This is a genomic window from Sphingomonas sp. SUN019, from assembly GCF_024758705.1.
Taxonomy (GTDB): Bacteria; Pseudomonadota; Alphaproteobacteria; order Sphingomonadales; family Sphingomonadaceae; genus Sphingomonas.
Genome location: NZ_CP096971.1, coordinates 2,794,843 through 2,821,425 on the forward strand (window position 1 = coordinate 2,794,843; position 26,583 = coordinate 2,821,425).

Genomic DNA, 26,583 nt, shown 5'->3' on the forward strand with positions numbered 1-26,583 from the left:
TGTCGACGCTGTCATTTTCCCGCGCTAACCCAAGGCAATGCGAAACCTGATCGCCGCGCGCGCCGGACCGTACATTCTGCTCGCGCTCACCTGCGCGCTTGGCTGGGCGTTCAAGGCGCATTGCGGGGCGTCCTGGACCGCGTCGATCCAATACACGACTGGCTGCTACAGTGACGCGGTGCCGTTCTGGGGTCTGCGTGGCGTGGCGGCGGGGCAGGTGCCATATCTCCAGGCGCGGATGGAATATCCGGTGCTGACGGGCGCGCTGATCTGGATCGAGGGATTCGTCGCGCGGACGATCGGCGGGGAAAATGCCGATGCGCTCGATTTCCTGAGCGTCGTTGCGGCGGTGAACGCGGCGCTGGCGTTCGTCGTGTTGTGGATGTTCGAGCGCGCCGGGGTCGATCGGGCGCGGCTGTATGCGTGGGCGGGCGCGCCGGCGCTGGTCCTGTATTTGGGACATAACTGGGATATGCTGGCGGTGGCTTTCGCGGTCGCGGCGTTGCTGGCGGCGAAGCGTGACCAAGCGGTACGCGCAACCGCGCTTGCGGCGCTAGGGGCGGCGGCGAAGCTGTTCCCGGTGTTGATGCTGCCGCTCCTCGGCCTTGGCGCGTTGTTCCGCAGGGGCGGGGTCATATGCGCGGCGACGCTGGTTTCTGTCGCGATCGTCGCATGGGGCGCGGTGAACCTGCCGATCGCGCTGGCGGCGTTCGAGAATTGGCGCGAGTTCTATGTGTTTTCGCAAGGCCGCAGCGGCACCGCGGCGTCGGTGTGGGAGATCATGGGCGTGCGCAGCTGGTGGATCACCGACGTGCCGACACGCAATTTCTGGTCGTTTGCGATCTTCGCGGGAGGAGCGGCGGCGATCGTCGCGGGCGGATGGCTACGGCATGGAGCGCGGCCGTGGCTGCTGTTCACCCCGGTGCTGGCGTGGTTCCTGCTGACCAATAAGGTCTATTCGCCGCAATTCGACCTGTGGCTGTTTCCGTTCCTGCTGCTGACCAGTCGGCGGCTGTGGCCGGTCGCATGGTTCGCGATCGGCGACATCGCCGCCTATTTCGCCGAGTTCTGGATGTTTGCAGGGATGGAGGGCGCGTGGCCCGCCGCTACGCCGGCGCATATCGCGATCGCCGCGGCGTTCCGGGGCGCCGCGATGCTGTGGATCACCGGATCGGCCATGTTCGAGTCCGCGCCCGACTGGCTCACTCCGCCGCCAGCAACCGTTCCGCCCCGCCAAGATCGACCGATACCAGCCGACTGACGCCCTTCTCGATCATCGTGACGCCGAACAGCCGATGCATCCGGCTCATCGTCACGGCATTGTGCGTGACGATCAGATAGCGCGTCTGCGTTTCCTCGGTCATCCGGTCGAGCAGGTCGCAGAAGCGTTCGATGTTGGCGTCGTCCAGCGGCGCATCGACCTCGTCCAGCACGCAGATCGGCGCGGGGTTGGTCAGGAATAGCCCGAAGATCAGCGCGACCGCGGTCAGCGCCTGTTCGCCGCCGGACAACAGAGTCAGCGATTGCAACCTTTTGCCCGGCGGCTGCGCCATGATTTCCAGCCCCGCCTCCAGCGGGTCATCCGAATCGATCAGTTCCAAATGCGCCTGCCCGCCGTCGAACAGCGTCGTGAACAGGCGCCGGAAATGCCCGTCGACCGCCTGAAACGCGGCGAGCAGACGCTGACGACCCTCGCGATTGAGCGTCCCGATCGAGCCGCGCAGGCGGTTCACGGCCTGTCCCAGTTCGTCGCGCTCGGCGGCGTTGCCGAGGCTGGCGGCGTCGAGTTCGGCCAGTTCCTGTTCGGCGACCAGATTCACCGGCCCGATGCGGTCACGGTCGAGCGAGAGTCTCTCGTGCGCGGATGATTCTTCCTGCGGAGTCCGGATCGTCTCGACGGTAAAGCCGATCTTTTCGGGCAGCACCGGGGCGGGACATTCGAAGCGTTCGCCCGAGACGCGGCCCATCTCGACCCGGCGCAATTCCTGGTTCTCCGCGCGCGCGACCGCTCCGGCGCGCGCCTCCCGCGCTGCGGCGAGCGTTTCGCCGGTTGCGCGTGCGGTGTCCTCGGTGTGGCGCAACGCCGCTTCGGCCGCGCGCTCGGCAGCCGCCAGCGTGTCGGCGGAGGCACGTGCGGAGTTGTGATCCACCGACAGCGTCGCAATTTCCTCATCAAGCGCAGCGGGACGATCGCTGAGCGCGTCGCGATCGCGCGCGATCTCCGCCTCGCGCTTCGCCATGTCGGCGATCCGTCGCGCCGCATCGCCTGCGCGGGTGCGCCAGCCCTTGGTTTCGGCCTGCGCCGCTGCGAGCCGCTGGCGCGCGTCGCTGTCGGCGCGATCGGCCGCCGCGCGTGCCGCGCGTGCATCGCCGACCGCTGCGCGCGCCGCTGCGGCATCGTGTTGCAGCGTGGCGACCAGCCCCGCGGTGGCGCTGGTGTCGGGCAGCGCGGCCATCGCGCGCTCGGCCTGGGCGAAGTCGGCGGCAGCCTCTTCGCGCTCGGCGGCGGTGCGCGCCGCGCGGGCGTCTAAATCGGCGCGCTGTCCTGTCAGCCGTTCGATCTGTGCTGCGGCACGGTCGGCGCGAGCGCGGGCGTCTCGCGCTGTTGTTTCGGCGCGGGACAGCGACTCGCGGGCTGCGCGGGCATCGGCGCGCGCCGCGGTTATCGCCTGTTCGGCGGTGCCCAGCGTATCGTCCGCATCGGCTGCCGCGCCGCGTGCCGCGGGGAGTGCTGCCTCGATCGCTGTCAGGCGGTTGAGCCGTTCCAGCCGCTCGGCCGCTGCAGCGCCACTGCTTTTGGCGATCAGCCCGTCCCACCGGCGCAGATAGCCCGTGCGGGTGACGAGACGCTGGCCGGGGATGAGCGCGCGGTCGTCGTCGGTATCGACGACGATGATGTGGGCGAGGCGCGCGGCGAGCAGGTCCGGGGCGGTTACGTGAGAGGCGAGAGAATCTGCGCGCCCCGGCGTCGTCGTCGCGCTTGTCTTGCTCCAATGGCTCTCGGCAGCCGGGTCCAGCCCCACCTCCAGATCGTCCCCCAGCGCCGCGGCGAGCGCGCGTTCGTAGCCGGGCGCGGCGCGGACGTGATCGAGCAGCCGGTCGCGGCCGGTGCGTTGCGTCGCGCGGGTCAGCGCGGCGGCTTCGCTATCGAGTGCGGCGAGGTCTGCGCGCGCGGTGGCGCGCTTTGCCTGCGCGGCGTCACGCGCGACGATCGCGTCGCGTTCGGCCGCTTCGGCGCTGGTTTGCGCGGTTCGTGCGGCTTCACCCTCCGCGGTCGCCGCTGCCAAAGTGGCGGTGGCGTCCGCGCGCGCGGCCTCCAGCGGTGCGGCGTCGCCCAGCGCCGCCGCCTGTGCCGCGACCGCGGCCACGTCGCGCGCCGCCCGGTCGAGTCGTGCGCGCGCCGCGGATAAAGCAGCGTGCGCGACGCGGGCGTCGGCCGACTCGCTGGCCTGCCGTGACAGCCCCTGCGCCAGCGCGACCTCGGCATCGCGCGCGCTGCGTTCCGCATCCGCCAACGCGGCGTCGAGCGATGGCAGACGGGCGGCGGTCTCGGTCAGCGACGCCTCCAGCGCCCTTGCCTCCGCCGCCAGTCGCGCCAGCGCCTCGGCCGCGTCATGGGCCAGCGCGCCTTCGCGGTCGCGATCGGCGACGATCCGCGCGGCCTGTTCGCCAAGATCGGCCAGCCGCCGTTCGGCCGCAACCTTTTCGCTGCGCAGTCCGGCCAGCCGGTGCCCCGCCTCGCTCGCCCGGTCGCGCGCGGCCTGCGCCGCGGCGCGCGCCTCGGCCAGCGTTTCGGTCGCCTGCGCCTGATACGCCGCCGCGGCGCGCTGCGCCTCCGCCGCGGCCGCTACCGCGGTCTCCGCCGCCGCCGCCTCGGCCTTTGCGACATCCGCCGCCGCCGCGGCATCGCGCCAGCGCGCGAAGATCATCCGCGCCTCGGCCGTGCGGATCTCGCCCGACAACAGCCGATAGCGTTCGGCCTGCCGCGCCTGCCGCTTCAACGCCGCGGCGCGCGCCTGCTGGTCGGCGATCACCTCGTCGAGCCGTAGCAAATTCGCCTCGGTCGCGCGCAGTTTCTGCTCGGCGTCCTTGCGGCGGACGTGGAGCCCAGCGATTCCCGCCGCTTCCTCCAGCATCGCGCGGCGGTCGGCGGGCTTGGCGGCGATCACCGCGCTGATCCGGCCCTGACTGACCAGCGCCGGGCTATGCGCGCCGGTCGCGGCGTCGGCGAACAGCAATGCGACGTCCTTCGCACGCACGTCGCGCCCGTCGATCCGGTAGGCCGATCCCGCACCGCGCTCGATCCGGCGCACGACTTCCGATTCCTCGCCGTCGATCTCGGCCAGCATCGACACTTCGGCGAAATCGCGCGCCGGCCGCGTCGCGGTGCCGGCGAAGATCACGTCCTCCATTCCCGCGCCGCGCAGCGACTTCGCGCTGTTCTCGCCCATCGTCCAGCGCAGCGCCTCGAGCAGGTTCGATTTGCCGCAGCCGTTCGGCCCGACGACGCCGGTCAGGCCCGGTTCGATCCGCAGATCGGCCGGGTCGACGAAGCTCTTGAACCCCGTAAGCCGGAGCCGCTTGATCTGCATCGCGCGCCCCCCGACGCCCGACCTGCCGTCAGGCGCCCGCGTTCTTCAGCGCGGACTCCACCTGCGGCCACGTCGCCACGTCCAGCTTCTTGCCGTTCAGGATGAAGGTCGGCGTGCCGGTCACGTCCTTTTCCTTCATCGCGACCTCGCTGACCTTCGCCAGCGCCTCGATCTTCTTCGGGTCGGTCAGGCACTGCCGCGCCTGCGCCTCGGTCAGCCCGCGCTGCTTCACGAAATCCACATAGCCGAGATAATCGACCCAGGCAGTCGCCTGTTGCGCCGGAGTCAGCGACTGCAGCCGCTGCTGGAAATCGTTCGGCACGGTCTCCAGCTTGGTCAGGAATTGCGGCTGTTCAACGAACATCTGTTCCAGAATGCCGAAGAATGGCCCTTCGCCCGCGCATTGTCCGAGCAGCGCGACGCCGAGGTCCGGCGCGTGGACCAGGAAATCGCGGAATTCGTACGAAACCTTGCCGCTCTTGATGTAATTCTCCTCCAGCGGCCGCGTCGCATTCTGGCCGAACGCGCCGCAGGTGGGGCAGGTGCGCGATCCGTATTCGACCAGCTTCAGCGATGCGTTCGGGTTGCCCATCACATACCCGCCATCCGCCGTCTTCGACACCGTCTGCGTCCAATCCTGCCCGGCGGGCGCGGCGACTGCGGCGACCGAACCGGCGGGCGCGCTGGTGTTGCCCGCGCCATCGCCACACGCGGTGAGTGCGGCGAGAGCGAGAAGCGGGGCGGCGAAACGGAACGTCATACTGTTACTCCAGGGGACAGGATTATTTGGCGCCGGCAGCGCGCAGCATCGGTTCGAGCTTCGCCCAGTCGGTGTTCTCGATCAGCTTTCCGTCCAGTTCGAACGACGGCGTGCCCTTGATCTTGCCGCTCATCGCCTGCGCCACGTCCAGCGTTTTCTGGACCGTCGCCGGGTTGGCGAGGCACGCGCGGACCCCCGCATCGGTCATGCCCGACGCCTTGGCGATATCGCTGAGGCCCGCGCCATCGGCCAGCGCGCGATACTGGTCGGCGACCGGATAGGTCGAAATCCGCTGCGCATTGGCAGAGTCGAAATTCACCGCGCGATCGAGCCAGGTCGATTGCTGGGCGAAAAATGCGTCGTGCAGCTTCGGAAAGACAGCGGATCCCGAACAGCGCGCGAGCGTCGCGGCGACGAGGTCGTATTTATCGTGGACAGAGCTACGGATCTCGACGCTGGTCGAACCCGAGGCGACGAACTTGCCCTTCAGCGTGGCGGCCGAGTCGGCGGCGAAATGGCCGCAATGCGGGCAGGTGTAGCTGACGTATTCGATCAGTTTCACGCGCGCCTTTGGGTTGCCGATGACGTAGCTGCCCTGCGGCGCTGGCGTGGCGACGCTTGTCCACGGCCGCGGCGTCGCGGCGGCGAGCGGGATGGCGATGGCGAGGGATACGGCCGCGAGGAGACGCTTCATTTGACTACCGGTAATAAGGGTTGGTTGCCGATCCCCGCGGCCAGCGCCTCTAGCACCGCCTTGAGTTCAGGATCGGCGATGGTCTTCAGGCTCGCGCCCAGTTCGGCAGGGACGGCCTTGATCGACGGCGGTGCGCGGCGTTCGGCACGGGGTGCGACCTCGCCCTGCCGGATCGTCACGCGCGCGACCGCGGCATAGCCGAAGAAGCGGTTCACCCGCTCCATGATCTCGGGCGTGATGTGGCTCATCATCGCGGCGTGCGCGCCGCGCACGGTTAGCGTCAGGACGCCGTCCTGTTTCTTGCCGTGCGGAAAGCGGATCGATTCGGGCGCGCTGACCTTCGCCAGCCGATCGCCGACGATCTCGGGCCAGCGCGTGACGATCGACGATTGCACGAAGCCGAAGCGCCGGAACGCCGCGCCGCCGACCGCGGGCAGCAGTTCGGCGACCTGCCGCGACCGGTTCGATCGTTCGGGTTCGGGGGCGCGGATGCGCTTGCTCATGTGCGCTTCCATGCCATAGCCGGGGCGTGGACGCCAAGTGCTCGATATCCGGCAAATTGCTCGACTGGTACGACGCTCATGCGCGCGATCTGCCGTGGCGCGCGAAGACGGGCGAGCGCGCCGATCCGTACCGCGTGTGGTTGTCGGAGGTGATGCTCCAGCAGACGACAGTCACCACCGTGCGGCCGCGGTTCCAGGCGTGGGTGGCGCGCTGGCCCGACATCGCCAGCCTGGCGGCGGCGGACGAGGCGGAGGTGATGGCGGCGTGGGCGGGGCTTGGTTATTACGCCCGCGCGCGCAATCTGGTGCGGACCGCGCGGGTGGTCGCGGACGCTCATGACGGGCGGTTGCCCGATACCGAGGCGGCGCTGCGCTCGCTGCCGGGGCTGGGCGACTATACCGCCGCGGCGGTGGCGGCGATCGCGTTCGGCAGGCGGGCGGTGGTGATCGACGCCAATGTCGAACGCGTCGTCGCGCGGCTGTTCGCGATTGGCGATCCGCTGCCGGGCGCGAGAAAAGCGATCCGCGCGGCAGCGGACGATGTGTTTCCGGAATCTCGCGCGGGCGATTTCGCGCAAGGATTGATGGACCTTGGGTCGGGCATCTGTACGCCACGTTCGCCCAAATGCCTGCTCTGCCCGCTACGCGAGGATTGCGCGGGATTGGCGAGCGGCGAGCCGGACCGCTTCCCCGCAAAAGCGGCGAAGGCGGCGCGACCGCAACGCTTCGGCACTGTCTTTTGGCTGGAGTGGGACGAAGAAGTCCTGCTCGTCCGTCGTCCAGACAAGGGCCTGCTCGGCGGGATGCGCGCACTGCCGACCGGGCCGTGGATAGATGCGCCGCCTGCGCTCGCCGACGCGCCCGCCGCGGTTGACTGGCGTATTCTGCCCGAGACAATCTCTCACGGCTTCACGCACTTCACGCTCGATCTTGCGCTTGCGGTGGGGCGAGCGGACGCGCAGACAGCGCACGTAGTGGGTGAATATTGGGCAGCCGACCGGCTGAAATCGGCGGGTTTGCCCACGGTCTTCGCCAAGGCGGCGGATGCGATACGGAGGATGCGGTGAAGCCAGGCTATTTCGTGGGTGCGGTAGGTGTGTTGGCCCTGGCGGCGGCAGGTGCGGGGTTCGCGCGCCAAGCGCAACCTCAACCTCAACCTCAGGCGCAGCCACAGCCACAGCGCGTAGCCGCTCCACTGCCTTCGCGCTCGATCCTCGCCAATACGCAGGCGTTATTCGACGGCTATGTCTCCAGCAACAAGATGCCCGGGATCGTCGGGGCGTTCGGCGTCGGCGACGCGCCGACCGTCTTCGTCAGCGCGGGGAAGATCGCCGACGACGTGGGCGCGCCGGCGGCCGGCCCCGATTCGCTGTGGCGGGTCTATTCGATGACCAAGCCCGTCACGGGCATGGCGGCGATGATGCTGGTCGAGGAGGGCAAGCTGTCGCTCGACGATCCGCTCAGCAAGTATTTCCCGGCGTTTGCGAAGATGCGCGTGCTGACCAGCCCGGACACTTCGATGGACAGCGTGCCCGCGAAGAACCCGATCCTGATCCGTCACCTGCTGACGCACAGCGCCGGGCTCAGCTACAATATCAGCGCAAAGGGTCCGTTGCTGAAAGAGTACGAACGGCTCGGGTTGCTGCCCGGCACGGTCAACGCCGCGATCGAGGCGCAGGCGCGGCGGGCGCGTCCGACGACGCTGGCCGAATTCGCCAACCGCGTCGCGACCGTTCCGCTGATCGCCGAACCGGGGACGAAATGGAGCTATTCGATCGGCCTCGACCTGATGGGGGCGGTGATCGAGAAGGCGAGCGGGATGCCGTTCGACCGGTTCGTGCAGACGAAGTTGTTCGACCCGCTGCAGATGCGGTCGACCTATTGGACCGTCCCGGCAAGCGAGGCGAAGCGGCTTTCCACCAACTACGCCTTCGTCGGCGATGCACGCACGCCGCTCGATCCCGGCGCCACCTCTGTGTGGCTCACGCCGCCGAGCTTCCCCTACGGCGGGGCGGGGCTGGTGTCGTCCGCGCGCGACTACGATCGCTTCCTGCATATGCTCCAGGACGGCGGGACGCTGGACGGCGTGCGCGTGATGAAGCCGCAGACGGTCGCGCTTGCGATGTCGAACCTGTTGCCCCCCGGCGTCACCTTCGGCGGGATCGGCGGCGGCACGGGCGGCGCGATGTCGGCGCAGATGGGGTTCGGCGCGGGTGGGTCGGTGTATCTCGCCGACATGCCGGGCGGCGCGTCGAAGGGCACCTATGGCTGGGGCGGGGCTGCGGGCACGATCGCGTTCGTCGATCCGGTGAAGAAATTCCGCGGCACGATCATGGTGCAATATTTCCCGGCCGAGAAATGGCCGCTGCGGCAGGAAATCCTGCCCGCGCTGATGCGTGATGCGCAGCGCCTGCACGGCGGCCGTCCATGACGGGTCTCGTGCCCGGCTTCACCGGCGGGTTGCTCGATCGCGCCGATCATTTGCGGCATGACGAGGCGGCGGTGTCGGCGGCGATGGGCAATTGGCAGGCGCGGCTGCTGAAACTGCACGCGTGGGAGCCGGAGGTGACCGACGACGGCCGCCTCGGCTGGACGATGCTGACCGAGGCCCCCGACGAGGCCGAATTCGTATTGCTCGGGCTGGAGGACGGCAAGCCGCGCTTCGCCGCCTTCACGCCGGGCGAGCCCGCGCCGCCGCCGTTCCGTTCGCCCAATCTGTTCGCCACGCTGGATCAGCTGCGGCCGGGTGAGGCGGCGACGTTCGCCGCTGCGCGCAGCGTGCTCGACTGGCACGCGCGGCATGGCTTCTGCGCCAATTGCGGCACGCCGACGCGGCTGTTCCGTGCTGGCTGGGGCCGCAAGTGCGACCAGTGCGGTGCGGAGCATTTCCCTCGCGTCGATCCCGTGGTCATCATGATCGCCGAACACGATGGGCGTGCCCTGCTGGGCCGTCAGGCGAGCTGGCCCGCGCGCCGCTATTCGGCGCTCGCCGGTTTCCTCGAGCCCGGCGAATCGATCGAGGAGGCCGTCGCGCGCGAAATCCATGAGGAAGCAGGTGTGCGCGTCACCGGCGTACGCTATATCTCCAGCCAGCCGTGGCCGTTCCCGTCGCAGCTGATGATCGCGTGCGTCGGCATCGCCGAGGACGACGCAATCACGCTCGACGACAATGAGCTGGAGGACGCGATCTGGGTTTCGCGTGAGGAAGTGCGCAGCGTGCTGTCGGGCGGGGAGGGCGCGTTCCTCGCGCCGCCGCCCTACGCCATCGCGCACACGCTGCTGTCGATCTGGGCGGGGTAGAGCGGTCGCGCGTCTATAGCTGCGCTGGGGGAATCAGCTGGAGGAGCCAAGGCAGTGTCGTGCGCCATGCCGTGACGGCGCGCTGGCGCGGCATCATGCCCTGCGACAGCGTTGCGATGTCGCTGCGCGACAGGCCGGATCGTTCGCAGAAGAACGGGTGCCGCGGCGTTCGGGCGAAATAACTGTAGAACAGCGCCTTGCGGTCGCGCGTGACGGCGGGTTTGCCGCGGTGGAAATACCGCGCGGTGTCGGTGAACACGACGGTGCCCTTCGGCCCTTCGCAGCTCACGATGTCCTTGCGGAACCCCTCGCCCAGCACGGCGCCAAGTTCCTCGTCGGAGGCCAGCTCGTAGCGATAGCCGTTCGCGTCGTCCTGCGCGATGTGGTGACGCCCGACCACCTGTAACGGCCCGCCCTGATCGTCGACGTCGTTCAGATAGACCGCGATCTTCAGCATCTTGCGATCTTCCCAGTCGCGATGCCATTTGCGCGTCGACACTTCGCGCCCGTCCGCGACGGTGTAATTGATGCTGACGCCGTCATAAGCGACCGGCAGTTCGAGATAGGCTTCGGCGATATCGAGCAGGCGATCGTGCAGCCCCCAGCGGAACACCTCGGGCGTCGCGACCAAAGGTCCCGGCGGGACGACGTTGAAATCAATGCCCGCACGGACCCGGCGACGCGCCTCGGCGGCGAAATCGTCGGCCATCGCGTCTGCCAGATCGACGATCCCGGCCGATCCGGGAAGCGACAGCGCCTCCAGCGACGTGATGAACACGCCGTCCCGCAACAGCGCGGATACGATCTGCGCGTCGATCCCGGTCAGCGTCGGCAGGTTTGCGCGATGACGCTCGATCGCGGCCTGATATTTCGCGCCCAGAATGCGCCGCAGCGGGGCGGTGTTGGCGGCGCGCAAGGCGGTTCGCGCCGGAACGTCGCGCAATCCCGCGATGCGCTTGCGCTGCGTCTCGATCAGCCGCGCGACGACCCCGCGGCGTCGGGCCGCCGATCCGGCCGACGGCTCTACGAACGAGGAAACGGTCGGCTGTGCTTCCATGGACAAGCTCCCCCGGGCGGATTTCAGACGCGGACCGGCCGACACACGGCCGGCGTCGGCCAGCTATGGCGCATCGTAATAATGTTCGTAGCCGTCCCTGCGTCCCTTGGCGGTCAGCGACTTGTTCAGGATCGATCCGACGATCGGCGTCGGGCTGAGCAGACGCAGCGCATCGCGGATGTCGGCGCTTTTGGTCCGTCCTTCCTCGACGATCATCAGGACGCCGTCGACCTTTTCGGCGATCAGCATGATGTCGTCGAGCGCGAGGATCGGCGGCGTGTCGACGATGCAGATCGGCGCGCCCGGCAGCGCGCGGATTGCGTCCAGCATCAGTCCCAGGCGTTCGGATGCGAGCAGGGCGGCGGAATCCGGACGCGGTTCGCGCACGCCGTATATGGTCAGGTCGGTGTCGGCGATCCTGCTGCCCGTACTCTCCCACGATACGTCACCGGCAAGATAGTCGTCGACTCCGTGGCCGGGCGTCAGGCCGAACCGGCGCGCGAGCGTCGGGCGTCGCAGGTCCAGGTCGATCAGCACGGTCGGATGGATGCGGCTGAGCGCGGCGGCCGCATTGGCGGCGACATAGGTCTTGCCATTGCCCGGCTGCGTCGACGTCACCGCCAGCACCCGGCCGCCCGGCCGATGGAATCGGTTGAGCAATTGCGACCGCAGCAGCACGAAGCTGCGTGCGCGGACATCGAGATGTTCGAACCCGAAGATGCCGTTAGCGATCAGCATCGCGCGGTCCAGAGGAACGCGGCCGACGCGTGCATCGTCCAATTGGCGCGGTTCGCGTTCGGTGCGCAGCCGGTGAATTTCACCAGGCGTCACGAAGTCCGCTGCGGTCGCGTTGGCGATCGTCATGTCTGTCCCCACATCGGCGCGCCTCTATGTCCGGGCAAGCGCAGCAGCCGGGACAGGCGTTGCAACAGGCCCGCGTCGTCCCCGGTCTGCAACACCGGCACCACCACGAGCGGCGGCGCGCCCATGATCCGCGCCACGCCCCCTTCGCCGTGAACCGCGCCCGCGATCATTTCCCACAGAACCAGCAGCGCAAGGCCGGCGCCCAGTCCGCCCGCAATGCCCATCCCCAGGATCTTCGCGCGGCCCGACCCGGTGGGTTCGAGCGGCAGACTGGGCGCATCGACGACCGAGAAGCGTTCGCCCTTGTCCTCGGTCTGCAGATTGGCGGCGACCTGCGCTTCCATCTGTTTTTCGCGGATGCCCTGATACTGGATGCGGACATTCTCATATTCGCGTTCGAGGTTGTTCAGCTCGTACGTCGCCTGCGGGGCCAGCGACGCCATCCGGTCCATGTTCGAAATCGATCCGACCAGCCCGGCGCGGCGCTCCGCCAGCGTGGCGATCCGCGCTCTTCCCGCGGACACCTCGGCGTAGATCGCACCGGTTCCGGCGTTCGGCGTCGCATCCCGGCGCAGCGCCGCGCGCTGGCGGGCGACCACGTCGCGCGCCGCGACCACGTCGGGGAAATCGTCCGAATAGACCGTGCTCAGCAGGTTCAGCCGTTCCTCCGCGCGGCGCAGCGCCTCCGCGCCCGCACCGGGCGTCGCCGCGATTTCCTGGCTGCGCGCCGCCAGCAGGCTGTTCTGCTGCATCAGGCCCTGCGTCTCGGCGTCGATCCGCGACACTTCGGCGCGCAGGGCCGATCCGGATTGCGCGCTGACCGCCACCTGTTCGGGCAGCGCGCCGGCATAGCGCGCCTCGATCGCGCGGCGCTTTTCCCCGATCGCGGTCAATTGATCGCGCAGTTCGATCGCGCGACGGCCGAGGAAGGCGGCGGTGCCGGACGCCTGTTCGGTCCGCAGGCGTTTGTCCTCGGTGATGAACATCGCAGTCAACCGCTCGGTCACCGCCTGCGCCACTCTCGCGTCGCGGTAGTTGAACGACAGGGTGAAGGCGATCGTGCTGCCCGCTGGTCCATGTTGCTGATTGGCGCTGGTCCCGACCAGATCGACCCCGATCGCATCGCGCATGATGCCCAGAACCTCATCCTGCGGCAGGCGCGCGCGTTCCTTCGCATACAGATTGTGCGTGGCGATCAGCCCGGTCAGGTTTTCCCGGCTCATGATCCGTTGACGGATCTTGGCGATCCGTTCGTCGGCATAATTGGTCAACGGCGACGCGACGACCGTCGTCGGTATCTGCTGCGAGGTGATCAGCAACGTCGCGGACGAGCGATAGATCGGCACGATCACGACCATCGCGACGAGCGCGCCGAGCAGGCCGAGGATCAGCGGTGCGATCAGCCAGTACCGGCGGCGATACAGGATCGCGACGCCTTCGAGCACGCCGAAGGAGCCGGTGGGGGCGTCGTCCTCGTTCATCGCAGACTCGGGGTGAAGGTGAGTTGCAGCCCGGCGAAGAGCGCGCCGACGCGCGTCCCCTCGATCAGGCGGCGACGCAGATATTGCAGCGTCGCGGCCACCGTCAGGTCGCTACTGAGCGATCGTTCGACCGTCGCGGTCGCGCGGATCGCGTCGAACGCGGGGAAGACCGATCCCTGCATGACGGTGCGCTGATATTCGGCGGCCAGGTCGATCGATGTGCGTTCGCCAAGCGCGGTCCGGTACGATGCGCTGCCGACCGCGCGGCGCTGCAGCCCGCCCAGCCCGCTTACCTCTGAATTCAGCGACCCCGCCACGCAGATCACCGGACCGGGGGCCTCGCGGCACAATTCGGCCCGGCCGCTCAGCAAGGTGCGGGCGGGCTGATCGATACCGATGCCCAGCAGGTCTTCGGTGCGCGCGCTGTTGCGCTCTACGCCCAGCTCCCCGCTTGCGCGCCAGTGCGCGTCCAGCCGTTGCGCGATCGTCGCGTACAGGAACTGCGTGCTGGTGTCGGACAGCCGTTCGGTGTTGCTGAAGATCGATCCCGCCCGCACGCCCAGCGTGGTGCGTTCCGACGTCCGCCTGCGGTACGCCAGGCTGGCGGTAACCGCGCGCGTGTCGCCGAGCAGCCCGGTGCGCGTGAAGCTGAACTTCTCCGCGCTGATTTCAGGCAGAACCCAGGTATATTGGTCCGGATGCCATGTGACCGAGGCGCGCCCGACATAGGATGTGCGGATACTGGTCGGATCGGTGGCGGATTCGACGCTGCTGGTGAGCAGGTCGACCGCCAGTTCGCGCGCAAACCCGGCCGACGCGCCGATCGAGAGGTATTCGCTGTCGCGGTAATTGGCGGCCGCATCGACGCTGCCGGTCACGAAATTCCCGTAGCGCCGGCTGTACCGGCGATTGCTGATCTCGGCCCCAAGGTCGAAGGTCGATCCGGTCGGCGTCGTGAACGTCACGCCGGGACGCGCCGACACCTCCACCAGCGCCGCGCCGCGGTCCGATCCGGTTACAAGCAGCGGATTTTCCGAGGCGAGGGCGCGGATGTCCACCTCCAGCCGCGGCACGGGCTGCGCCGGCGCGGGCGCGCTCACGACCAGCCCCAGGACAGACAGCGACCCGGCAATGCGGCGCACCTGCGGCGTGACGCGCGGCGCGTCACGGGATGACCAGGACATCGCCGCTCCGCAAGATGGGAAGCGGCTGGGTCAGGGCGCCCGCCTCGAGCCGCCGCTGCCCTTTCAGAACCCTGGCGAGCTTGACCGGTTCGACGACCTGTCCGTTCGGCGTCTGACGCAGGATCACCGCATTGTTCACGTCGGCGAATTCGGCGAGCCCCCCGGCCATGCTCAGCGCCTGCACCACGTTGATCGGGCGGCCGGTGGCGTAGGTGCCGGGCGTGCGCACCTTCCCCACCACATAGAAGCTCATGTCGGCCGCCGCCCGCACGCCGACCGTGACGTCGGGCACGCTAGTGCGATAGTTCCCCGCAATCCGCTCGCGGATGGTGCCGGACACGTCCTTCACCGTCCGGTTGGCGGCGACGATCGTTCCGGCCAGCGGAAATGCGAAGGTGCCGTCGGACAGGACGCGCACCGTGCGCTGCATCCGCTCCTCGCCCCACACCGATATGTCGAGCTCGTCGCCGGGATTGATGCGATATTCGCCCAGCAGGTTCGCGCCGACGGCCGGCGCGGCGGCGGCGGCGGTCGACTGCGCGTGCGCTGGTGCGACCAGCATCGCGGCCGCCAGAACGCAAAAGGTGAGCGCACTGCCGCCCTTGCGCCATTCATGAAAGTCGTTCGCCATGCGATCGACGTGTCCCCACACGCACATCGGTCAATTCCTTCCGACCCAGCCTCGCACCCTAAACCCGTGATTCGTGGACGACAGTCAGCCGTTCACCCGCCGTTTCTTGCGTGCGGAAAAATCGGAAGGCGGCGGGCGCGATCTCCTCCCGCATTTTCCCCGCGTACAAAGGCCAACGCTGTTTGGGCCAATGCGATCGCAGGATTTCATGCCGGCGGCGCAACGGTTCTAATCGCCCGCGATACCTGGGGAGGGAATGCCGTGCTGTATGATCCCAACGTCGCGGAGACGGCGACCGTCAGCCGCACCGCACCGGCGACGGCGTTCGGAACCATCGATTTCCTGGGCCTTCATTTCCGGCGCGGGGAGCAGAAGGACATCCTCGACCACATCGGCGGCCGGCAGCAGTCCGAGACGTTTTCCTATGTCCTGACGCCCAACGTCGATCATGTGGTCCGGCTGCAGCACAGCCGGTCCGATCTGTGGCCGGTCTATCGCCGCGCCTGGCTCACCTTGTGCGACAGCCGCATCCTCGCCCGGCTGGCGCGAAATTCGGGGCTGCAACTGCCGATCGTGACCGGCAGCGATCTGACCGCGGCGTTGTTCCGCGATGTGATCCGCAGCGACGACCGCGTCGCCATCCTGGGTGGATCGGAAGAAGCGGTGGAGCAGCTCCGCCGAACGTACGGGCTGACCGATGTCGTCCATCACAATCCGCCGATGGGGTTCATCGCCGATGACGCCGCGCTGAGCCATGCGACCGAATTCCTGATCGATGCGAAGGCGCGCTACAGCTTCCTGGCGGTCGGCTCTCCTCAGCAGGAAATCCTCGCCTGCCGCGTCGAACGCAGCGGCAAGGCGACCGGGATCGGCCTGTGCGTCGGCGCGAGCCTGGAATTTCTGACCGGCGGACAGGTCCGCGCGCCGCGCTTCGTGCAGCGCCTGTCGCTCGAATGGCTGTTCCGCCTGCTGTCGCAACCCGGCCGGTTGTGGCGGCGCTATCTGGTCGACGGGCCGATGATCTTCCAGATCTATCGCAATTGGGGACGGGCGGCGTGAGGTTATGTTTCGCGGTCGTGACGCGGGGCTCGCGATCGGCCTGTCGTTCGCGGCGATCTTCGCCCTGCTGACCGGCCCGGCCAGCACGGCGAACGACGGCGACGACGCGGTAAACGCCGAGACCGATCGGCGTGTTGGTGCGCCCGAACGCATCCTGATTTCGGGCCACAGCCTGACCGCCGCTCCTTTTCCGGCGCATCTGGCCGCGATCGGGCTAAGCGCGGGCCATCCGACCCGCTGGAGCGCGCACAATCCGGCGGGATCGAATTTGCGCGATCGCGCACCGCTCGGCCTGCCGGGCGCGGACGGCGCGCCGCATGACGCGCTGATCGTGACCGAACAACATAGCTTGCTCGGCAATATCGTCTGGAACGACACGATCCGTCACCTGCGTCAGGCGCACGATCGATCGGTCGTTGCGAACCCGCACGCGCGCACGATGCTGTTCTCGTCGTGGCTGGCCGTTTCGGACCTGGCCGATCCGGCGCGCTGGATCGCCTATGAACGCGCCGCCGCGCCGCTGTGGGAATGCGCCGCGCACCGCGTGAACCGGTCGCTGGCGGGGGAGGGGCGTCGCGACCGGGTGCGCGTCGTTCCGACCGCGCTGGCGCTGGCGACGCTGGTCGAACGGGCCACCGCCGGAACGCCGGTGCCGGGCCTGACCGGGGCCAGCACCGCTGCTACGCTGAAAGCGATCTTTCGCGACGACGTCCATCTGACATCGGCCGGAACCTATTACACCGCGCTCGTCACCCACGCCTACCTGCGCGGGCATCGGGCCGAGGCCACATGGTCGCCCGACGGCGTGGAAACCGCGACCGCCGCGTCGCTGCGATCGATCGCGCGGCGTTTCGTCCACGAAGACGCCGCGCGGCTGCGCCCCAGGACGCTGGCCGGATGCCGGCGCTATGTCGCGCGCTTCGTGCCCGTCTATCTCGCCTACCAACGCGACACGGCTTGGCGCGACTCAGGTTTCGTGCGCGCGAACCTGAAATGGGCGCGGCACCGGATCGGCTGGCCGGTCCTGTTCGCGCGCCGCAGCGCGGCGAACCCGTTCTATTACGACGCCGCTTCCGATCGCGATTATTGGCTGCCCATCACGCGATAGTCCCGGGCTAAACCCGCAACCGGCGGCGCAGGACGGGCGGGGCCCAGTCGTTCGCCAGATGGTGCAGCGCCACGCGCCAGTCGCGCTTGTCGCTGGAGCCGGGGCGTTTGCGGAAGTTCGTCGTGCGATCCACGTCGAACACGACATCGCGCGGGGCGGTGTAATAATAGGTCGCGATCGACCGGCGCGTACGGCCCGGCGGGCATTGCAGCGGATCGGGATGCCCGTGATAGCTGTCGAGATCGGTCGCGAAGACCACCGCCCGCGCCATGTGCGGAAATGTCTGAACCCGGCATTCCCTCATCTGCCGGTCCCACAGCTCCAGCGCACCGCCATAGGAATCGTCCCAGTCGTCGTTCAGATAGATCAGCAGGTTCAGCCGCCGCTCGACATTCATCACGTCGTGGCGGTTGAAGTCCGCATGGATACCCAGATGCCCGCCACGGCGCGTTTCGTGCAGTCCAGCACCGGCGAAATACGGATCCGCGATCAACCCCTTCATGCCGGTCATTTCCTCTAGGAAACCGAGGAACGCCTGAGAATTGAGTTCGGCGAAGATGTTGCGCGTCGTCAGGCCGCTGCATTGTTGCGGATGGAATTGCTGCTTGAACCGTTCCTGGTCGCGATCGAACGGGCGCGCGCCTGCCTCTCCGCCTGGAAAGTGGCGCACCACGTCGCGTAGCATGGCGATGTCGATGAAGTCGTCGACCACGATATGGGGGAAGGGGTCCGCCGACCGGTATCGATCGGCCAGCCCCTGTCCCGCCGCGCGGCACTGCGCCTCGTCGAAGCTGCGGTAACCGCCCCGGTCGCCCATATCCAGCAATGCCATCTGCGCCTCCCCAGGGCATCGATGCCGGCACGCGCGGCATATCGAACCGCGATTAGACAGGCCGCGGTCGCGCGCGTCTAGTTCATGGTCTTCCCTACCGATTATCCCCCATCGACACCGCTTCACGCCCGGCCGATGCTGTCGGCGCGATGCGGTTGCGTCGGCGCGGGGGAAGTCGATCATGCACGTTGCCTATTACTCGCCGGCCTGGCCCCCGGCAGGCGCGGCCAATGGCATCGTCACCTACGTGTATGAGATGCGCCGCCACCTGCTGGGCGAGGGGCACGACGTATCCGTGCTGGCGGGCGGAAAACTCTACACTGGCGACGGGCGCGAACATGATCTGACCGAGGCCGGGGTCGGACCGCTGGACTTGTGGCGAAGGGTGAAGCGCCGGGTCGACCATGTGCGCGGCGACCTTCCCTTCACCGCCGTGGCGCTCGCCAGGCAATTGTCGGCGGCGCGCCGGATCGCGCGGTTCGACCTGGTCGAGATGGAGGAGAGTTTCGGCTGGTCCTACGCCGCGCAACGGCGGCTCGACGTGCCGGTCCTGACGCGTCTGCATTGTCCCGAATTCCGCCGCTGCGATCGTTACCGGAACGCGACCCAGCGGCGGCAGTCGCGCGAACGCATGGCGGCCGAGGGGCGCGCGATCCGCACCGCGCGCGCGGTGTCCGCGCCGACAAAGGCCACGCTGCAGGCGACCCGCGACCATTACCGGCAAACGCTGCCATCGTCGCGGGTGATCCCCAATCCGGTCCAGCCGCGCAGCGACGATCAGCGCTGGCAGCCCGACAGGACCAACACCATCCTGTTCGTCGGACGTTTCGATCACCTGAAGGGCGCCGACACGATGCTGGACGCCTTTGGCCTGCTGGCGGCGCGGCGGCGCGATGTACGACTGGTGATGGTCGGCCCCGATTCCGGCGTGCGCATCGCCGACGACCGTCAGCTGGGTTTCGACGATTATATGGTCAGGCACGTCGATCCGTCGGTGCGGTCGCGCGTCGAATTCACCGGCGTCCTTCCCCCCGATCGCATCGCGCAACTGCGGCAGCGTGCGGCTTTGACGGTGGTGGCGTCGCGCAGCGAGACCTTTTCCTATACCGCGGTGGAGGCGATGGCGATCGGCTGCCCGTTGATCTCCACCGACTGGGTGGGAAGCAACGAAGTGATCGAGGATGGCGAGACCGGCTGGCTGACGCCGGTCGGATGCGCGGAACGGCTCGCCGAACGGATCGACTGGCTGCTCGACCATCCCGACGAGGCCGCGCGCACCGGCGCCGCGGCATGGCGGCGCTGCCGCGACGTCTACGCGCCGGACAAGGTCGGGCGGCAGTCGATGGCCTTTTACGGCGATATCCTTGCGCAGCATGACGCCCGTTCCTGATATCGCGCCCGATCCCTGTTACGGATTCCTGATCCGCAGCGCCGGATCGCTGATCGACCTGCTGCGCCGCGATACGGTCGTCGTCGCGGGCACCGTGGTGGCGCTGAACCTGCTCCGCGTCGTCAGCACGATCATCCTGACCCGGCTGCTGGCGCCAGAGGCGTTCGGCGTGGTCGGGATCATCATGTCGGTGATCTTCGTCCTGCTGATGATTTCCGACCTGGGATTCCAGGCGTTCGTGGTCCGCCACGAACAGGGCGACGAGCCGGTTTTTCTCGACGCGATCTGGACGGTGCGACTGGTGCGTGGGTGCGCGCTCACGCTTATCCTGTTCGTCCTGGCGGAACCGATCGCAGCCGCGTTGCACAAGGGTCAGCTAAGCCCGCTGATCGCGGCGTCCTCTGCGATATTCGTGATCGAAGGGCTGTCGTCGCTGTCGTTGATCACCGCGTTGCGCGACCGGCTGTTGCTGCGCTTGAGTGCGCTTGAGCTGGTGGTGGGAGTCGTCCAGTTGCTTGCGTCGATCGCGCTGGCGATCGTGTGGCGAAACGCGTGGGCGATCCTGATCGCATTGCTGTTCGGCAGCTTCGTGAAGTCGTGGCTGAGCTACGCTATGTTTCCGGGGTCGCGGCGGCGCTGGCGGTGGGACCGGCGGCACAATGCGCAATTGTGGTCGTTCGCACGATTCGTCACCGGATCGAGCATCATAACCATGCTGCTGATGCAGGCGGACAAGGTGATCCTGTCGCTCGTGCTGTCGCTCGATACGCTTGGCCTGTACATTCTGGCGGGCAATCTCGCGCTCGCGCCGATCGCCTTCACCACGGCCTACGCCAGTCGCGTGCTCTATCCGCTGTACGCGCGGGTCTGGCGCGAGCGGCCGGGCGATCTGGCGGCGGTCTATTATGCCGCGCGACGGCGCGGTTCGCTGCTGTACATGATCGCGGCGGGCGGCCTGATCGGCGTTGCGCCGCTGCTGATCGCGATCCTGTACGACCATCGCTACGCCGGGGCGGCGGATTATTTGCGCCTGCTGGCGATCACGCCGTTGCTGGCGCTGGGCGTCGCCGCCGGGAATGAGGGGCTGACCGCATCCGGCCGGGTGCAGGCGACATTTCACGCCAGTGTGGCCAAGCTTTGCTGGCTCGTCGCCGCCGGACCCGCCGCGTTCTGGTGGTTCGGGCCGCTGGGGTTGGTAGCGGTCGTCGGGGCGATCGAGCTTCCGGCGCTGATCTACAGCTGGCTTGCGCTCTACCGCGCCGGATTGTTCAGGGCGGGCGAGGAACTGCTGTTGCTGGGCGCAGGCGGCGCCGGGATCGGCATCGGGCTGATCGCGAACGCCGCGCTGCTGCCCTTCTTCTCCCATTGAACGCCGCCGACCTTCCCGATCCTCAGCACCGCAGCGGCGAGCGCGAAGAAGACGATCAGGAACACCTGTGTCCGTCCGCCCAGCGAGGTGAAGAACAGCATCTCCATCGGCGTTCCGAGCCCTGCGAACGCAAAGGCGGCCGCCCCGGCCTGCGCCGGCCCGCCACGCCGCCACCTGCCGCGCCGCCGCCATAGCTGGACCAGGTAGAACACGAACGTCCCGTTGAAGATCATCAGCCCGACGACCCCCGATGCCAGCGCGATGAAGACATAGGTGTTGACGAAATCGACGATTCCCTCGCCCTGCCGCAGGTCGCTCAACCGGGCCAGAATCTCGGGGTTGGAATAGCCGAGCAGCGGGCTGTGCCAGAATTCCTCGATCCCGCGCTCCAGCAGCCGTTCGCGATAGTCGGCGGATTCGACCGATGCGCCCGACAGCCCGACCGATTCCGACAGGTCGCGGCTGTTCTGCGCCAGCGTCATCAGTCCGACGCCCGCCAACCCGATCAACACGACGCGCGCCGCCGCCTGCGTGACCCGCGCGCGGTACAGGTCGATCAGCGTCAGCCCGGTGACCAGTCCGATCCACGCCCCGCGCGACTGCGGCGCGAGCAGCCCGACCAGCAACAACGCCAGCAGGCACCGGTGCAGCGCCCGCGACCGGAACGCATCGCGCGCCATCCACGCGGCCAGGAAACAGAACACCAGGATCATCGCGATCGACGTCGGTTCCAGGAACGGCCCGCCGGCGCGGATCATGCCGCCGCGGCTTTTCACCAGCAGCAGCATCTCCACGCCGTGCCGCCCGTACAATTCGTTGTAGATCGGCCAGGATTTCCATACTTCCAGCAGCAGGATCAACGACAGGACCGTCGCCACCGCCGCCAGATGCAGCATGCAGTTGCGGACATCGTCCATGTTCCGGACGCTGCGGCTGATGATGTAATAGGGCAGCGCGCAATCGAGCGTCGCATTGACCATCACGCGGAAGAAATTGGTGAAGCTGGTTTCCCGCGCGGTCATCGCGATCAGCAGCACCAGCACCGCGAAGAACGGCATGTCGAACCGCGCCCCGCGCGCCGCGCGCCGGTCGGGATAGCGCAGCAACGTGATGGTCGCCCCGCAGGCGAGCGCGTCGTGCACGCCGAAATCGAACAGCTTCAGGCTGCCGATCATGATCGTCTGGTCCAGCGGCGGCAGCAGCAGCAGGCTGAACAGATAGATCGGGGCGACCTGCCCACCGCGTCGCACCATCAACGGGATCATCGCCCCCATCACCGCGTACAGCAACGTGACGCTGGGCATAAGCCACGCCGCCAGCGGCATGACGAGCGCGATCACGATCGGCTGATACCCCAATTGCCGCCGCGCAGGCGGGGTCAGGCAGTGATGGAAGATCGCCAGCCCCAACGCGGTCGCCGCGACTACGTAGATCGCCGCCTTCGCCGTCACCAGCGCCAGCAGGACCATCCCGCCGATCAGCGCCATTGCGATCGGCGGCATCAGCGCGCACCGCCTAGAAACGCGCGCACCGCGCGCAGTTTCGGCGCGTCGGCGGCGGGTTGCCCGGCATATTCGGTCAGCCCCCACGCGCCATAGTCGCCGATCGGCGCGGTCGACGCGTACAGCATCATCCGGTCGCCGATCCGATCGCGCCAGCGTTCCAGATAGCGCGTGTAGATCGCCGCCATTCGCGGATCGCGTTGGATACGGTGCGCCAGCGCCATGTCGCGCGTCACCAGATGCTGGCCGCCCTCATAGGTGATGAAGCGCTTGCCGTGCCGCGCGGCGATCGCCTTGTTGCGGGCGGCGAAATCGATCGTCTCGTCGACCGCGGCATCCAGGCGCGAATAAACCCAGTCGACGTCGCCCGCGCCGCGGCCATTCAGATCGAGCGTGATGTACGGTGCGGTCGCCAGCGCGTCGGTCCAGCGCGCGGTGTCCTCGTAATCGAACACCATCTCCGCCAGATCGGGATAGACGTTCTGGGTGGAGATCACCCGCACCAGCCGCGTCGGCCGATCGGCGAAGACCCCCGTCCAGATGCGCAGCGCGGCGCGCGATTTCTGCGCATAACGCCGCATCTGCGCGCGGAACGGATCGTCCTTCGGCGCCAATCCGGCGGCAAGTCCCTCTTCGCGCGCCTGCCGCGCGGCGGCGAACATGTCATTCCAGATTTCGTTGCCGAGTTCGACATAAGCGGTGCGCCCAGGCGCGAGGTTCGCGTGAACATATCGGGCGAAGCGTGCGATATAATCCTCCTCCGCATTGTACGGCATGATGAACCACGGATCGACGCTCGCCTCGTTGGCCAGCGCCACCATATGCTCGACCGCGACGCCGCCCGGCCCCGCCTGCGACGACGCATCGGGCAGCGTCCGCGTCTCCCAGATGCTCACCGGATTGTCGTTGACGCGCTGCCAGTCGAGGAAGCGTACCGCGGAAAAACCGCGTAGCGACGCCACGAACGCAGGGTGGAACAGCTGGTCCTGCGGCAGTGCGCGGTCGCGGCAATCGACGTCCCGCAGCGGGTCGGCCGGGTCGGTCTGTTCGAGCTGGATCCAGCCGCCCTCGTCGGCGCGCCCTTCGGAGGTCAGCATGATATCGACCGACGACGGACGTTCCGCGACCAGCCGAGCGACGCCCCCGGCCGACAGCCGGCCACGGCCAGCGAACGTGCAGCGCACGGCCAGCGTGATGAACGGCGCGGGCGGCAGGACGAGCGGGCGCGGCGCGAACTGACCGGCCCGCAGGAAGCGGACCCAGCCGCGCGCATCGACCTGATCGTGCGGCAACGCGGTCCACCCCGCCCCTTGCGATGCGAACCATTCGCTCTGCGCGATCAGGTTGGTGAACACCTGCTGCCGATTGTACGGTGCGATACCGAATAGGTTGATGCCGATATCCGTCGGAACGGCCGGGCCGACGGGCTGTTGGGTGTCGCGGTTCAGCAGGCGCTTCCCCCCCGGCGACGCCGCGCCGATCGCTGCCGTTGCGGCTGCGACGATGCCGAGCGTGAGCAGTTTCCGGCGAGCCGGTCGCGCGCGCGGCGTCACGCCATTCGACCGGCGCGCTGCAATTTTGCGTCTCTTGCGATCACCGCCGCGTCCTGCATCCGCATCGCGCACCCCCGTGCCTTTTTTCCGGACCGATCAGGCCTATCCGTCGCCGCGCCCCGCCCCAATCCGGCGCAACCCGTGCGTATTCTACGGAGGGTGTTCGCACCCACGGACGAAGCCTTGGCAGAATGACGAATTACGCCCGCCCGGCGCGCAGGTCAGAACCGGCCATCGAAAATCAGCGAGGACGGGGCGGGGTGGCCACGCAATCGATCGAAACCAGCGTCTGGACCTGCGCGCGATGATCGCGGTCGCCTGGGCCGCGGCCCTTTGCGCCGCGCTGCCGCTGTTGATCGTCAGCATCGAATGCCTCGCAGGCTTGCGGCCCGGCCGATCGCCGTCGCGCACCGCGGATGCGCCGCCGTTCGTCGTGCTGGTCCCTGCGCATGACGAGGCGGCGGGAATCGCCGCGACCATCGCCGCCATCCGCCGGCAACTGCGCGCGTGCGACCGGCTGCTGGTGGTCGCCGACAACTGCGTCGATGCTACCGCCGACGTCGCATTGCGCGCAGGCGCGGCGGTGGTCCGGCGCAACGATCCCGGTCGCCGGGGCAAGGGGTATGCGCTGGCCTTCGGGCGCGACATCCTGCGCAACGATCCGCCCGCGGCCGTCATCGTGATCGACGCCGATTGCGTGCCGGAACCCGGCGCGCTGCAGGCGCTGGCGCGATCGGTCGCGCGGCGCGGCGCGAGCGTGCAGGGGCGCTATCTGCTGTCCGCCGCGCCCTCCGCCACCGCGATCGTGCGCATTTCCAGCTTCGCCTTTCTGATCAAGAATCTGGTGCGTCAACGCGGGCTGGACCGGCTGGGCGGCATGGCCCTGCTGCAGGGCGCGGGCATGGCGTTTCCGTGGCGCATCTTCGACACCGCGCCGCTCGCCACGCCGTCGCTGGTCGAGGATCTGAAGCTGGGTCTCGATCTGGTCCTGGCGGGCGAGGATGTCCGGTTCGAGGATGATGCGCGCTTCACCAGCCGCGCGGGCGCGCAGGCCGCGACCCGCCCGCAGCGCACGCGCTGGGAACACGGCATGCTGGCCACCGCCGCAGTGTATCTGCCGCGGCTGCTGGTGGCCGGCATCCGTCGGCCGCGCCTGCTGCTGCTCGCCGCCGACCTGCTGGTGCCGCCGCTGGCGTTGCTGGTCGAGTTCGTCGCGGTGATCACCCTGGCGTTGCTGCTGTCGGCGGTGATCGCCGGCGACGGCGCGCCGCTGGCGCTGCTCCTCGCGGTCGAGCTTCTGTTCGCGGCGACGCTGGTCCTGACATGGCGCGCGCACGGGCGCGCGCTGCTGCCGCCCGCCGCCTTGCTGCGACTGCCGCATTATATCCTGTGGAAACAGCCGATCTACGCCCGCCTGCTGGGACGGCGCGAACAGCGCTGGATCCGCACGAGCCGTGCGCCATGACCGTGGTCGGCGTCGTGGCGATCGGCCGCAACGAAGGCGCGCGGCTGGACGTGTGCCTTTCCAGCGTCCGGGCGCAGGCCGATTTGGTCGTCTATGTCGATTCCGGATCGTCCGACGACAGCGTCGCGCGCGCGCGTCGCCACGGCGTCGACATCGTCCGGCTCGATCCGCTGGGCGGCTTCACCGCGGCGCGCGCGCGCAACGCCGGTTTCGCGCGCCTGAAACAGTCCGCGCCCGACATTTCTTTCGTTCAATTCGTCGATGGCGATTGCGAACTCGCCCCGGAATGGGTCGGATCGGCGCTCACCTTTCTTCAGGCGCGGCCCGATGCGGCGGTCGCCTGCGGCCGTCGGCGCGAGCGTCATCCCGCCGCCAGTCCCTACAATCGCCTGTGCGATTACGAATGGGACACGCCCGTTGGAGAGGCGGATACCTGTGGCGGCGACGCGCTGATCCGCGCGGAGGCGTTCGAGGCCGTAGGCGGCTTTTCGGGCGATCTGATCGCGGGCGAGGAACCCGATCTGTGCCACCGTATCCGCGGCGCGGGCTGGACGATCCACCGGCTCGATCGCGACATGACCACGCACGACGCGGCGATGACGCGGTTCGCGCAATGGTGGCAGCGCAACCGCCGCAGCGGCTACGCCTTTGCCGAGGGGCTGGCGCGCCGCGGCCGGGCCGACCGGCACGCGCTGCGCGACGTAACCAGCAACATCTTGTGGGCGCTGCCGATCGCATGGCCATTGTGGCCGATCCTGTGGTTGCGCGTGCTGCGGCGGCAACGCGACGCCGTGTATGCGACATTCATCGTGCTGGGCAAAATTCCGCAATGCCACGGGCAAATGGATTATTGGATAAAACGACGAGCGCGATTGATCGAGTACAAATGATTCCTGCGACATCGCAGAATGTCGATGGGGGTTTCGCACCACGCAATTGACTAAATGGCCGCGATCGAAATGCGATCATAGGTTTTATCGATGGCATCGTCACCTCGGGGGGTAACGACATGACGAACTACTGGCGAATATTACCCGTCGTCATTGGCGTTACGCTGACGACCGCGTCGAGCGGGCGGTCGGTGGCGGTCGATCAGACGTGCGCCGCGACACCCGCATCCGCAGCGTCGTCCACCGCATCCGCATCCCGCGCGGCAGGGGATTCCGCGCTCGACGATCCCGCCTGCGCCAGCGCCAACGTCATGAGCGGCACCGAAAAGGCGCTGTGCCTCATGCTCTT

The 26,583-nt window shown here is 68.2% G+C and carries 23 protein-coding genes; 10 read left to right on the plus strand and 13 right to left on the minus strand.

Annotated features, from left to right (window positions below):
* Positions 1 to 37 precede the first annotated feature (37 nt).
* Complete coding sequence (locus M0208_RS13485) at positions 38 to 1,261, plus strand: hypothetical protein (protein ID WP_258892191.1); 1,224 nt, start codon at positions 38 to 40, stop codon at positions 1,259 to 1,261.
* Here M0208_RS13485 and M0208_RS13490 read toward each other — a convergent pair.
* The 4 genes from M0208_RS13490 to M0208_RS13505 are packed head-to-tail and all read right to left on the minus strand — an operon-like array spanning position 1,203 to position 6,549.
* Positions 1,203 to 4,592 (minus strand): chromosome segregation SMC family protein, encoded by a 3,390-nt coding sequence (locus M0208_RS13490; RefSeq protein WP_258892192.1) that lies wholly within the window; start codon positions 4,590 to 4,592, stop codon positions 1,203 to 1,205. The two genes, M0208_RS13485 and M0208_RS13490, sit on opposite strands and share 59 nt — an antisense overlap.
* Before the next feature lie 28 nt (positions 4,593 to 4,620).
* On the minus strand, positions 4,621 to 5,352 hold the full coding sequence (locus M0208_RS13495) for a DsbA family protein (protein WP_258892193.1): 732 nt from the start codon (positions 5,350 to 5,352) through the stop codon (positions 4,621 to 4,623).
* Between the two features lie 22 nt (positions 5,353 to 5,374).
* Positions 5,375 to 6,046 carry a DsbA family protein gene (locus M0208_RS13500; RefSeq protein WP_258892194.1) on the minus strand — a complete coding sequence of 224 codons (672 nt, stop codon included), beginning with the start codon at positions 6,044 to 6,046 and terminating at the stop codon, positions 5,375 to 5,377.
* Positions 6,043 to 6,549 carry a DUF721 domain-containing protein gene (locus M0208_RS13505; RefSeq protein ID WP_408988102.1) on the minus strand — a complete coding sequence of 169 codons (507 nt, stop codon included), beginning with the start codon at positions 6,547 to 6,549 and terminating at the stop codon, positions 6,043 to 6,045. The genes M0208_RS13500 and M0208_RS13505 overlap by 4 nt, the downstream gene beginning before the upstream one ends.
* A gap of 26 nt (positions 6,550 to 6,575) precedes the next feature.
* Between M0208_RS13505 and M0208_RS13510 the strand changes: the two genes are divergently transcribed.
* Genes M0208_RS13510 through nudC form a run of 3 tightly spaced genes read left to right on the plus strand, consistent with a single transcriptional unit; the run spans position 6,576 to position 9,849 of the window.
* The gene (locus tag M0208_RS13510) at positions 6,576 to 7,616 is read left to right on the plus strand and encodes an A/G-specific adenine glycosylase (RefSeq protein WP_258892196.1); all 1,041 of its coding nucleotides are present in this window, start codon (positions 6,576 to 6,578) and stop codon (positions 7,614 to 7,616) included.
* Positions 7,617 to 7,630: 14 nt separating this feature from the next.
* Complete coding sequence (locus M0208_RS13515; RefSeq protein WP_408988152.1) at positions 7,631 to 8,980, plus strand: serine hydrolase domain-containing protein; 1,350 nt, start codon at positions 7,631 to 7,633, stop codon at positions 8,978 to 8,980.
* Entirely contained in the window at positions 8,977 to 9,849 is an 873-nt protein-coding gene (nudC, locus tag M0208_RS13520; RefSeq protein ID WP_258892197.1) for an NAD(+) diphosphatase, read from the plus strand. The genes M0208_RS13515 and nudC overlap by 4 nt, the downstream gene beginning before the upstream one ends.
* Before the next feature lie 13 nt (positions 9,850 to 9,862).
* On the opposite strand, the gene M0208_RS13525 is transcribed toward nudC, so the two are convergent.
* From M0208_RS13525 to M0208_RS13545, 5 genes are all read right to left on the minus strand, one after another.
* Positions 9,863 to 10,906 (minus strand): hypothetical protein, encoded by a 1,044-nt coding sequence (locus M0208_RS13525; RefSeq protein ID WP_258892198.1) that lies wholly within the window; start codon positions 10,904 to 10,906, stop codon positions 9,863 to 9,865.
* 63 nt (positions 10,907 to 10,969) lie between these two features.
* Positions 10,970 to 11,770 (minus strand): CpsD/CapB family tyrosine-protein kinase, encoded by an 801-nt coding sequence (locus M0208_RS13530; protein ID WP_258892199.1) that lies wholly within the window; start codon positions 11,768 to 11,770, stop codon positions 10,970 to 10,972.
* Complete coding sequence (locus tag M0208_RS13535) at positions 11,767 to 13,251, minus strand: lipopolysaccharide biosynthesis protein (protein ID WP_258892200.1); 1,485 nt, start codon at positions 13,249 to 13,251, stop codon at positions 11,767 to 11,769. Before M0208_RS13535 ends, M0208_RS13530 begins: the two co-directional genes overlap by 4 nt.
* Positions 13,248 to 14,435 (minus strand): hypothetical protein, encoded by a 1,188-nt coding sequence (locus tag M0208_RS13540; protein ID WP_258892201.1) that lies wholly within the window; start codon positions 14,433 to 14,435, stop codon positions 13,248 to 13,250. Before M0208_RS13540 ends, M0208_RS13535 begins: the two co-directional genes overlap by 4 nt.
* Complete coding sequence (locus tag M0208_RS13545) at positions 14,416 to 15,066, minus strand: polysaccharide biosynthesis/export family protein (protein WP_258892202.1); 651 nt, start codon at positions 15,064 to 15,066, stop codon at positions 14,416 to 14,418. The genes M0208_RS13540 and M0208_RS13545 overlap by 20 nt, the downstream gene beginning before the upstream one ends.
* A 261-nt stretch (positions 15,067 to 15,327) precedes the next feature.
* On the opposite strand from M0208_RS13545, the gene M0208_RS13550 reads away from it, so the two are divergent.
* Entirely contained in the window at positions 15,328 to 16,125 is a 798-nt protein-coding gene (locus M0208_RS13550) for a WecB/TagA/CpsF family glycosyltransferase (RefSeq protein WP_258892203.1), read from the plus strand.
* A 4-nt stretch (positions 16,126 to 16,129) separates the two neighbouring features.
* Complete coding sequence (locus M0208_RS13555; RefSeq protein ID WP_258892204.1) at positions 16,130 to 17,233, plus strand: hypothetical protein; 1,104 nt, start codon at positions 16,130 to 16,132, stop codon at positions 17,231 to 17,233.
* A 7-nt stretch (positions 17,234 to 17,240) separates the two neighbouring features.
* Here the strand turns inward: M0208_RS13555 and M0208_RS13560 are convergent, their stop codons facing one another.
* Positions 17,241 to 18,065, minus strand: a complete 825-nt coding sequence (locus M0208_RS13560; protein ID WP_258892205.1) for a 2OG-Fe(II) oxygenase — start codon at positions 18,063 to 18,065, stop codon at positions 17,241 to 17,243.
* Between the two features lie 181 nt (positions 18,066 to 18,246).
* Here M0208_RS13560 and M0208_RS13565 point away from each other — a divergent pair, with 181 nt between their 5' ends.
* On the plus strand, positions 18,247 to 19,455 hold the full coding sequence (locus M0208_RS13565; protein ID WP_258892206.1) for a glycosyltransferase family 4 protein: 1,209 nt from the start codon (positions 18,247 to 18,249) through the stop codon (positions 19,453 to 19,455).
* A complete protein-coding gene (locus M0208_RS13570) occupies positions 19,439 to 20,824 on the plus strand; it encodes an oligosaccharide flippase family protein (RefSeq protein ID WP_258892207.1) in 1,386 nt (461 codons plus the stop codon). The genes M0208_RS13565 and M0208_RS13570 overlap by 17 nt, the downstream gene beginning before the upstream one ends.
* Here the strand turns inward: M0208_RS13570 and M0208_RS13575 are convergent.
* Together M0208_RS13575 and M0208_RS13580 are read right to left on the minus strand one after the other, a co-directional pair.
* Entirely contained in the window at positions 20,707 to 22,326 is a 1,620-nt protein-coding gene (locus M0208_RS13575) for an O-antigen ligase family protein (RefSeq protein WP_258892208.1), read from the minus strand. The two genes, M0208_RS13570 and M0208_RS13575, sit on opposite strands and share 118 nt — an antisense overlap.
* Positions 22,326 to 23,951, minus strand: a complete 1,626-nt coding sequence (locus M0208_RS13580) for a hypothetical protein (RefSeq protein WP_258892209.1) — start codon at positions 23,949 to 23,951, stop codon at positions 22,326 to 22,328. The genes M0208_RS13575 and M0208_RS13580 overlap by 1 nt, the downstream gene beginning before the upstream one ends.
* Before the next feature lie 232 nt (positions 23,952 to 24,183).
* On the opposite strand from M0208_RS13580, the gene M0208_RS13585 reads away from it, so the two are divergent.
* A complete protein-coding gene (locus tag M0208_RS13585) occupies positions 24,184 to 25,344 on the plus strand; it encodes a glycosyltransferase family 2 protein (protein ID WP_258892210.1) in 1,161 nt (386 codons plus the stop codon).
* Positions 25,341 to 26,234 carry a glycosyltransferase family 2 protein gene (locus tag M0208_RS13590; RefSeq protein ID WP_258892211.1) on the plus strand — a complete coding sequence of 298 codons (894 nt, stop codon included), beginning with the start codon at positions 25,341 to 25,343 and terminating at the stop codon, positions 26,232 to 26,234. Before M0208_RS13585 ends, M0208_RS13590 begins: the two co-directional genes overlap by 4 nt.
* Positions 26,235 to 26,436: 202 nt before the next feature.
* Here the strand turns inward: M0208_RS13590 and M0208_RS13595 are convergent, their stop codons facing one another.
* Positions 26,437 to 26,577, minus strand: a complete 141-nt coding sequence (locus tag M0208_RS13595; RefSeq protein WP_258892212.1) for a hypothetical protein — start codon at positions 26,575 to 26,577, stop codon at positions 26,437 to 26,439.
* Positions 26,578 to 26,583 lie beyond the last annotated feature (6 nt).

What these genes read in the sequence shown, in the direction of transcription:
- M0208_RS13495 (WP_258892193.1), bottom strand. Translation starts at nt 5,352, where the DNA reads ATGACGTTCCGTTTCGCCGCCCCGCTTCTCGCTCTCGCCGCACTCACC.
- M0208_RS13560 (WP_258892205.1), bottom strand. Translation starts at nt 18,065, where the DNA reads ATGGCATTGCTGGATATGGGCGACCGGGGCGGTTACCGCAGCTTCGAC.
- M0208_RS13485 (WP_258892191.1), top strand. Translation starts at nt 38, where the DNA reads ATGCGAAACCTGATCGCCGCGCGCGCCGGACCGTACATTCTGCTCGCG.
- M0208_RS13565 (WP_258892206.1), top strand. Translation starts at nt 18,247, where the DNA reads ATGCACGTTGCCTATTACTCGCCGGCCTGGCCCCCGGCAGGCGCGGCC.
- M0208_RS13575 (WP_258892208.1), bottom strand. Translation starts at nt 22,326, where the DNA reads ATGCCGCCGATCGCAATGGCGCTGATCGGCGGGATGGTCCTGCTGGCG.
- M0208_RS13555 (WP_258892204.1), top strand. Translation starts at nt 16,130, where the DNA reads ATGTTTCGCGGTCGTGACGCGGGGCTCGCGATCGGCCTGTCGTTCGCG.
- nudC (WP_258892197.1), top strand. Translation starts at nt 8,977, where the DNA reads ATGACGGGTCTCGTGCCCGGCTTCACCGGCGGGTTGCTCGATCGCGCC.
- M0208_RS13570 (WP_258892207.1), top strand. Translation starts at nt 19,439, where the DNA reads ATGACGCCCGTTCCTGATATCGCGCCCGATCCCTGTTACGGATTCCTG.
- M0208_RS13545 (WP_258892202.1), bottom strand. Translation starts at nt 15,066, where the DNA reads ATGGCGAACGACTTTCATGAATGGCGCAAGGGCGGCAGTGCGCTCACC.
- M0208_RS13540 (WP_258892201.1), bottom strand. Translation starts at nt 14,435, where the DNA reads ATGTCCTGGTCATCCCGTGACGCGCCGCGCGTCACGCCGCAGGTGCGC.
- M0208_RS13535 (WP_258892200.1), bottom strand. Translation starts at nt 13,251, where the DNA reads ATGAACGAGGACGACGCCCCCACCGGCTCCTTCGGCGTGCTCGAAGGC.
- M0208_RS13500 (WP_258892194.1), bottom strand. Translation starts at nt 6,046, where the DNA reads ATGAAGCGTCTCCTCGCGGCCGTATCCCTCGCCATCGCCATCCCGCTC.
- M0208_RS13585 (WP_258892210.1), top strand. Translation starts at nt 24,184, where the DNA reads ATGATCGCGGTCGCCTGGGCCGCGGCCCTTTGCGCCGCGCTGCCGCTG.
- M0208_RS13525 (WP_258892198.1), bottom strand. Translation starts at nt 10,906, where the DNA reads ATGGAAGCACAGCCGACCGTTTCCTCGTTCGTAGAGCCGTCGGCCGGA.
- M0208_RS13490 (WP_258892192.1), bottom strand. Translation starts at nt 4,592, where the DNA reads ATGCAGATCAAGCGGCTCCGGCTTACGGGGTTCAAGAGCTTCGTCGAC.
- M0208_RS13505 (WP_408988102.1), bottom strand. Translation starts at nt 6,549, where the DNA reads ATGAGCAAGCGCATCCGCGCCCCCGAACCCGAACGATCGAACCGGTCG.
- M0208_RS13595 (WP_258892212.1), bottom strand. Translation starts at nt 26,577, where the DNA reads ATGAGGCACAGCGCCTTTTCGGTGCCGCTCATGACGTTGGCGCTGGCG.
- M0208_RS13530 (WP_258892199.1), bottom strand. Translation starts at nt 11,770, where the DNA reads ATGACGATCGCCAACGCGACCGCAGCGGACTTCGTGACGCCTGGTGAA.
- M0208_RS13590 (WP_258892211.1), top strand. Translation starts at nt 25,341, where the DNA reads ATGACCGTGGTCGGCGTCGTGGCGATCGGCCGCAACGAAGGCGCGCGG.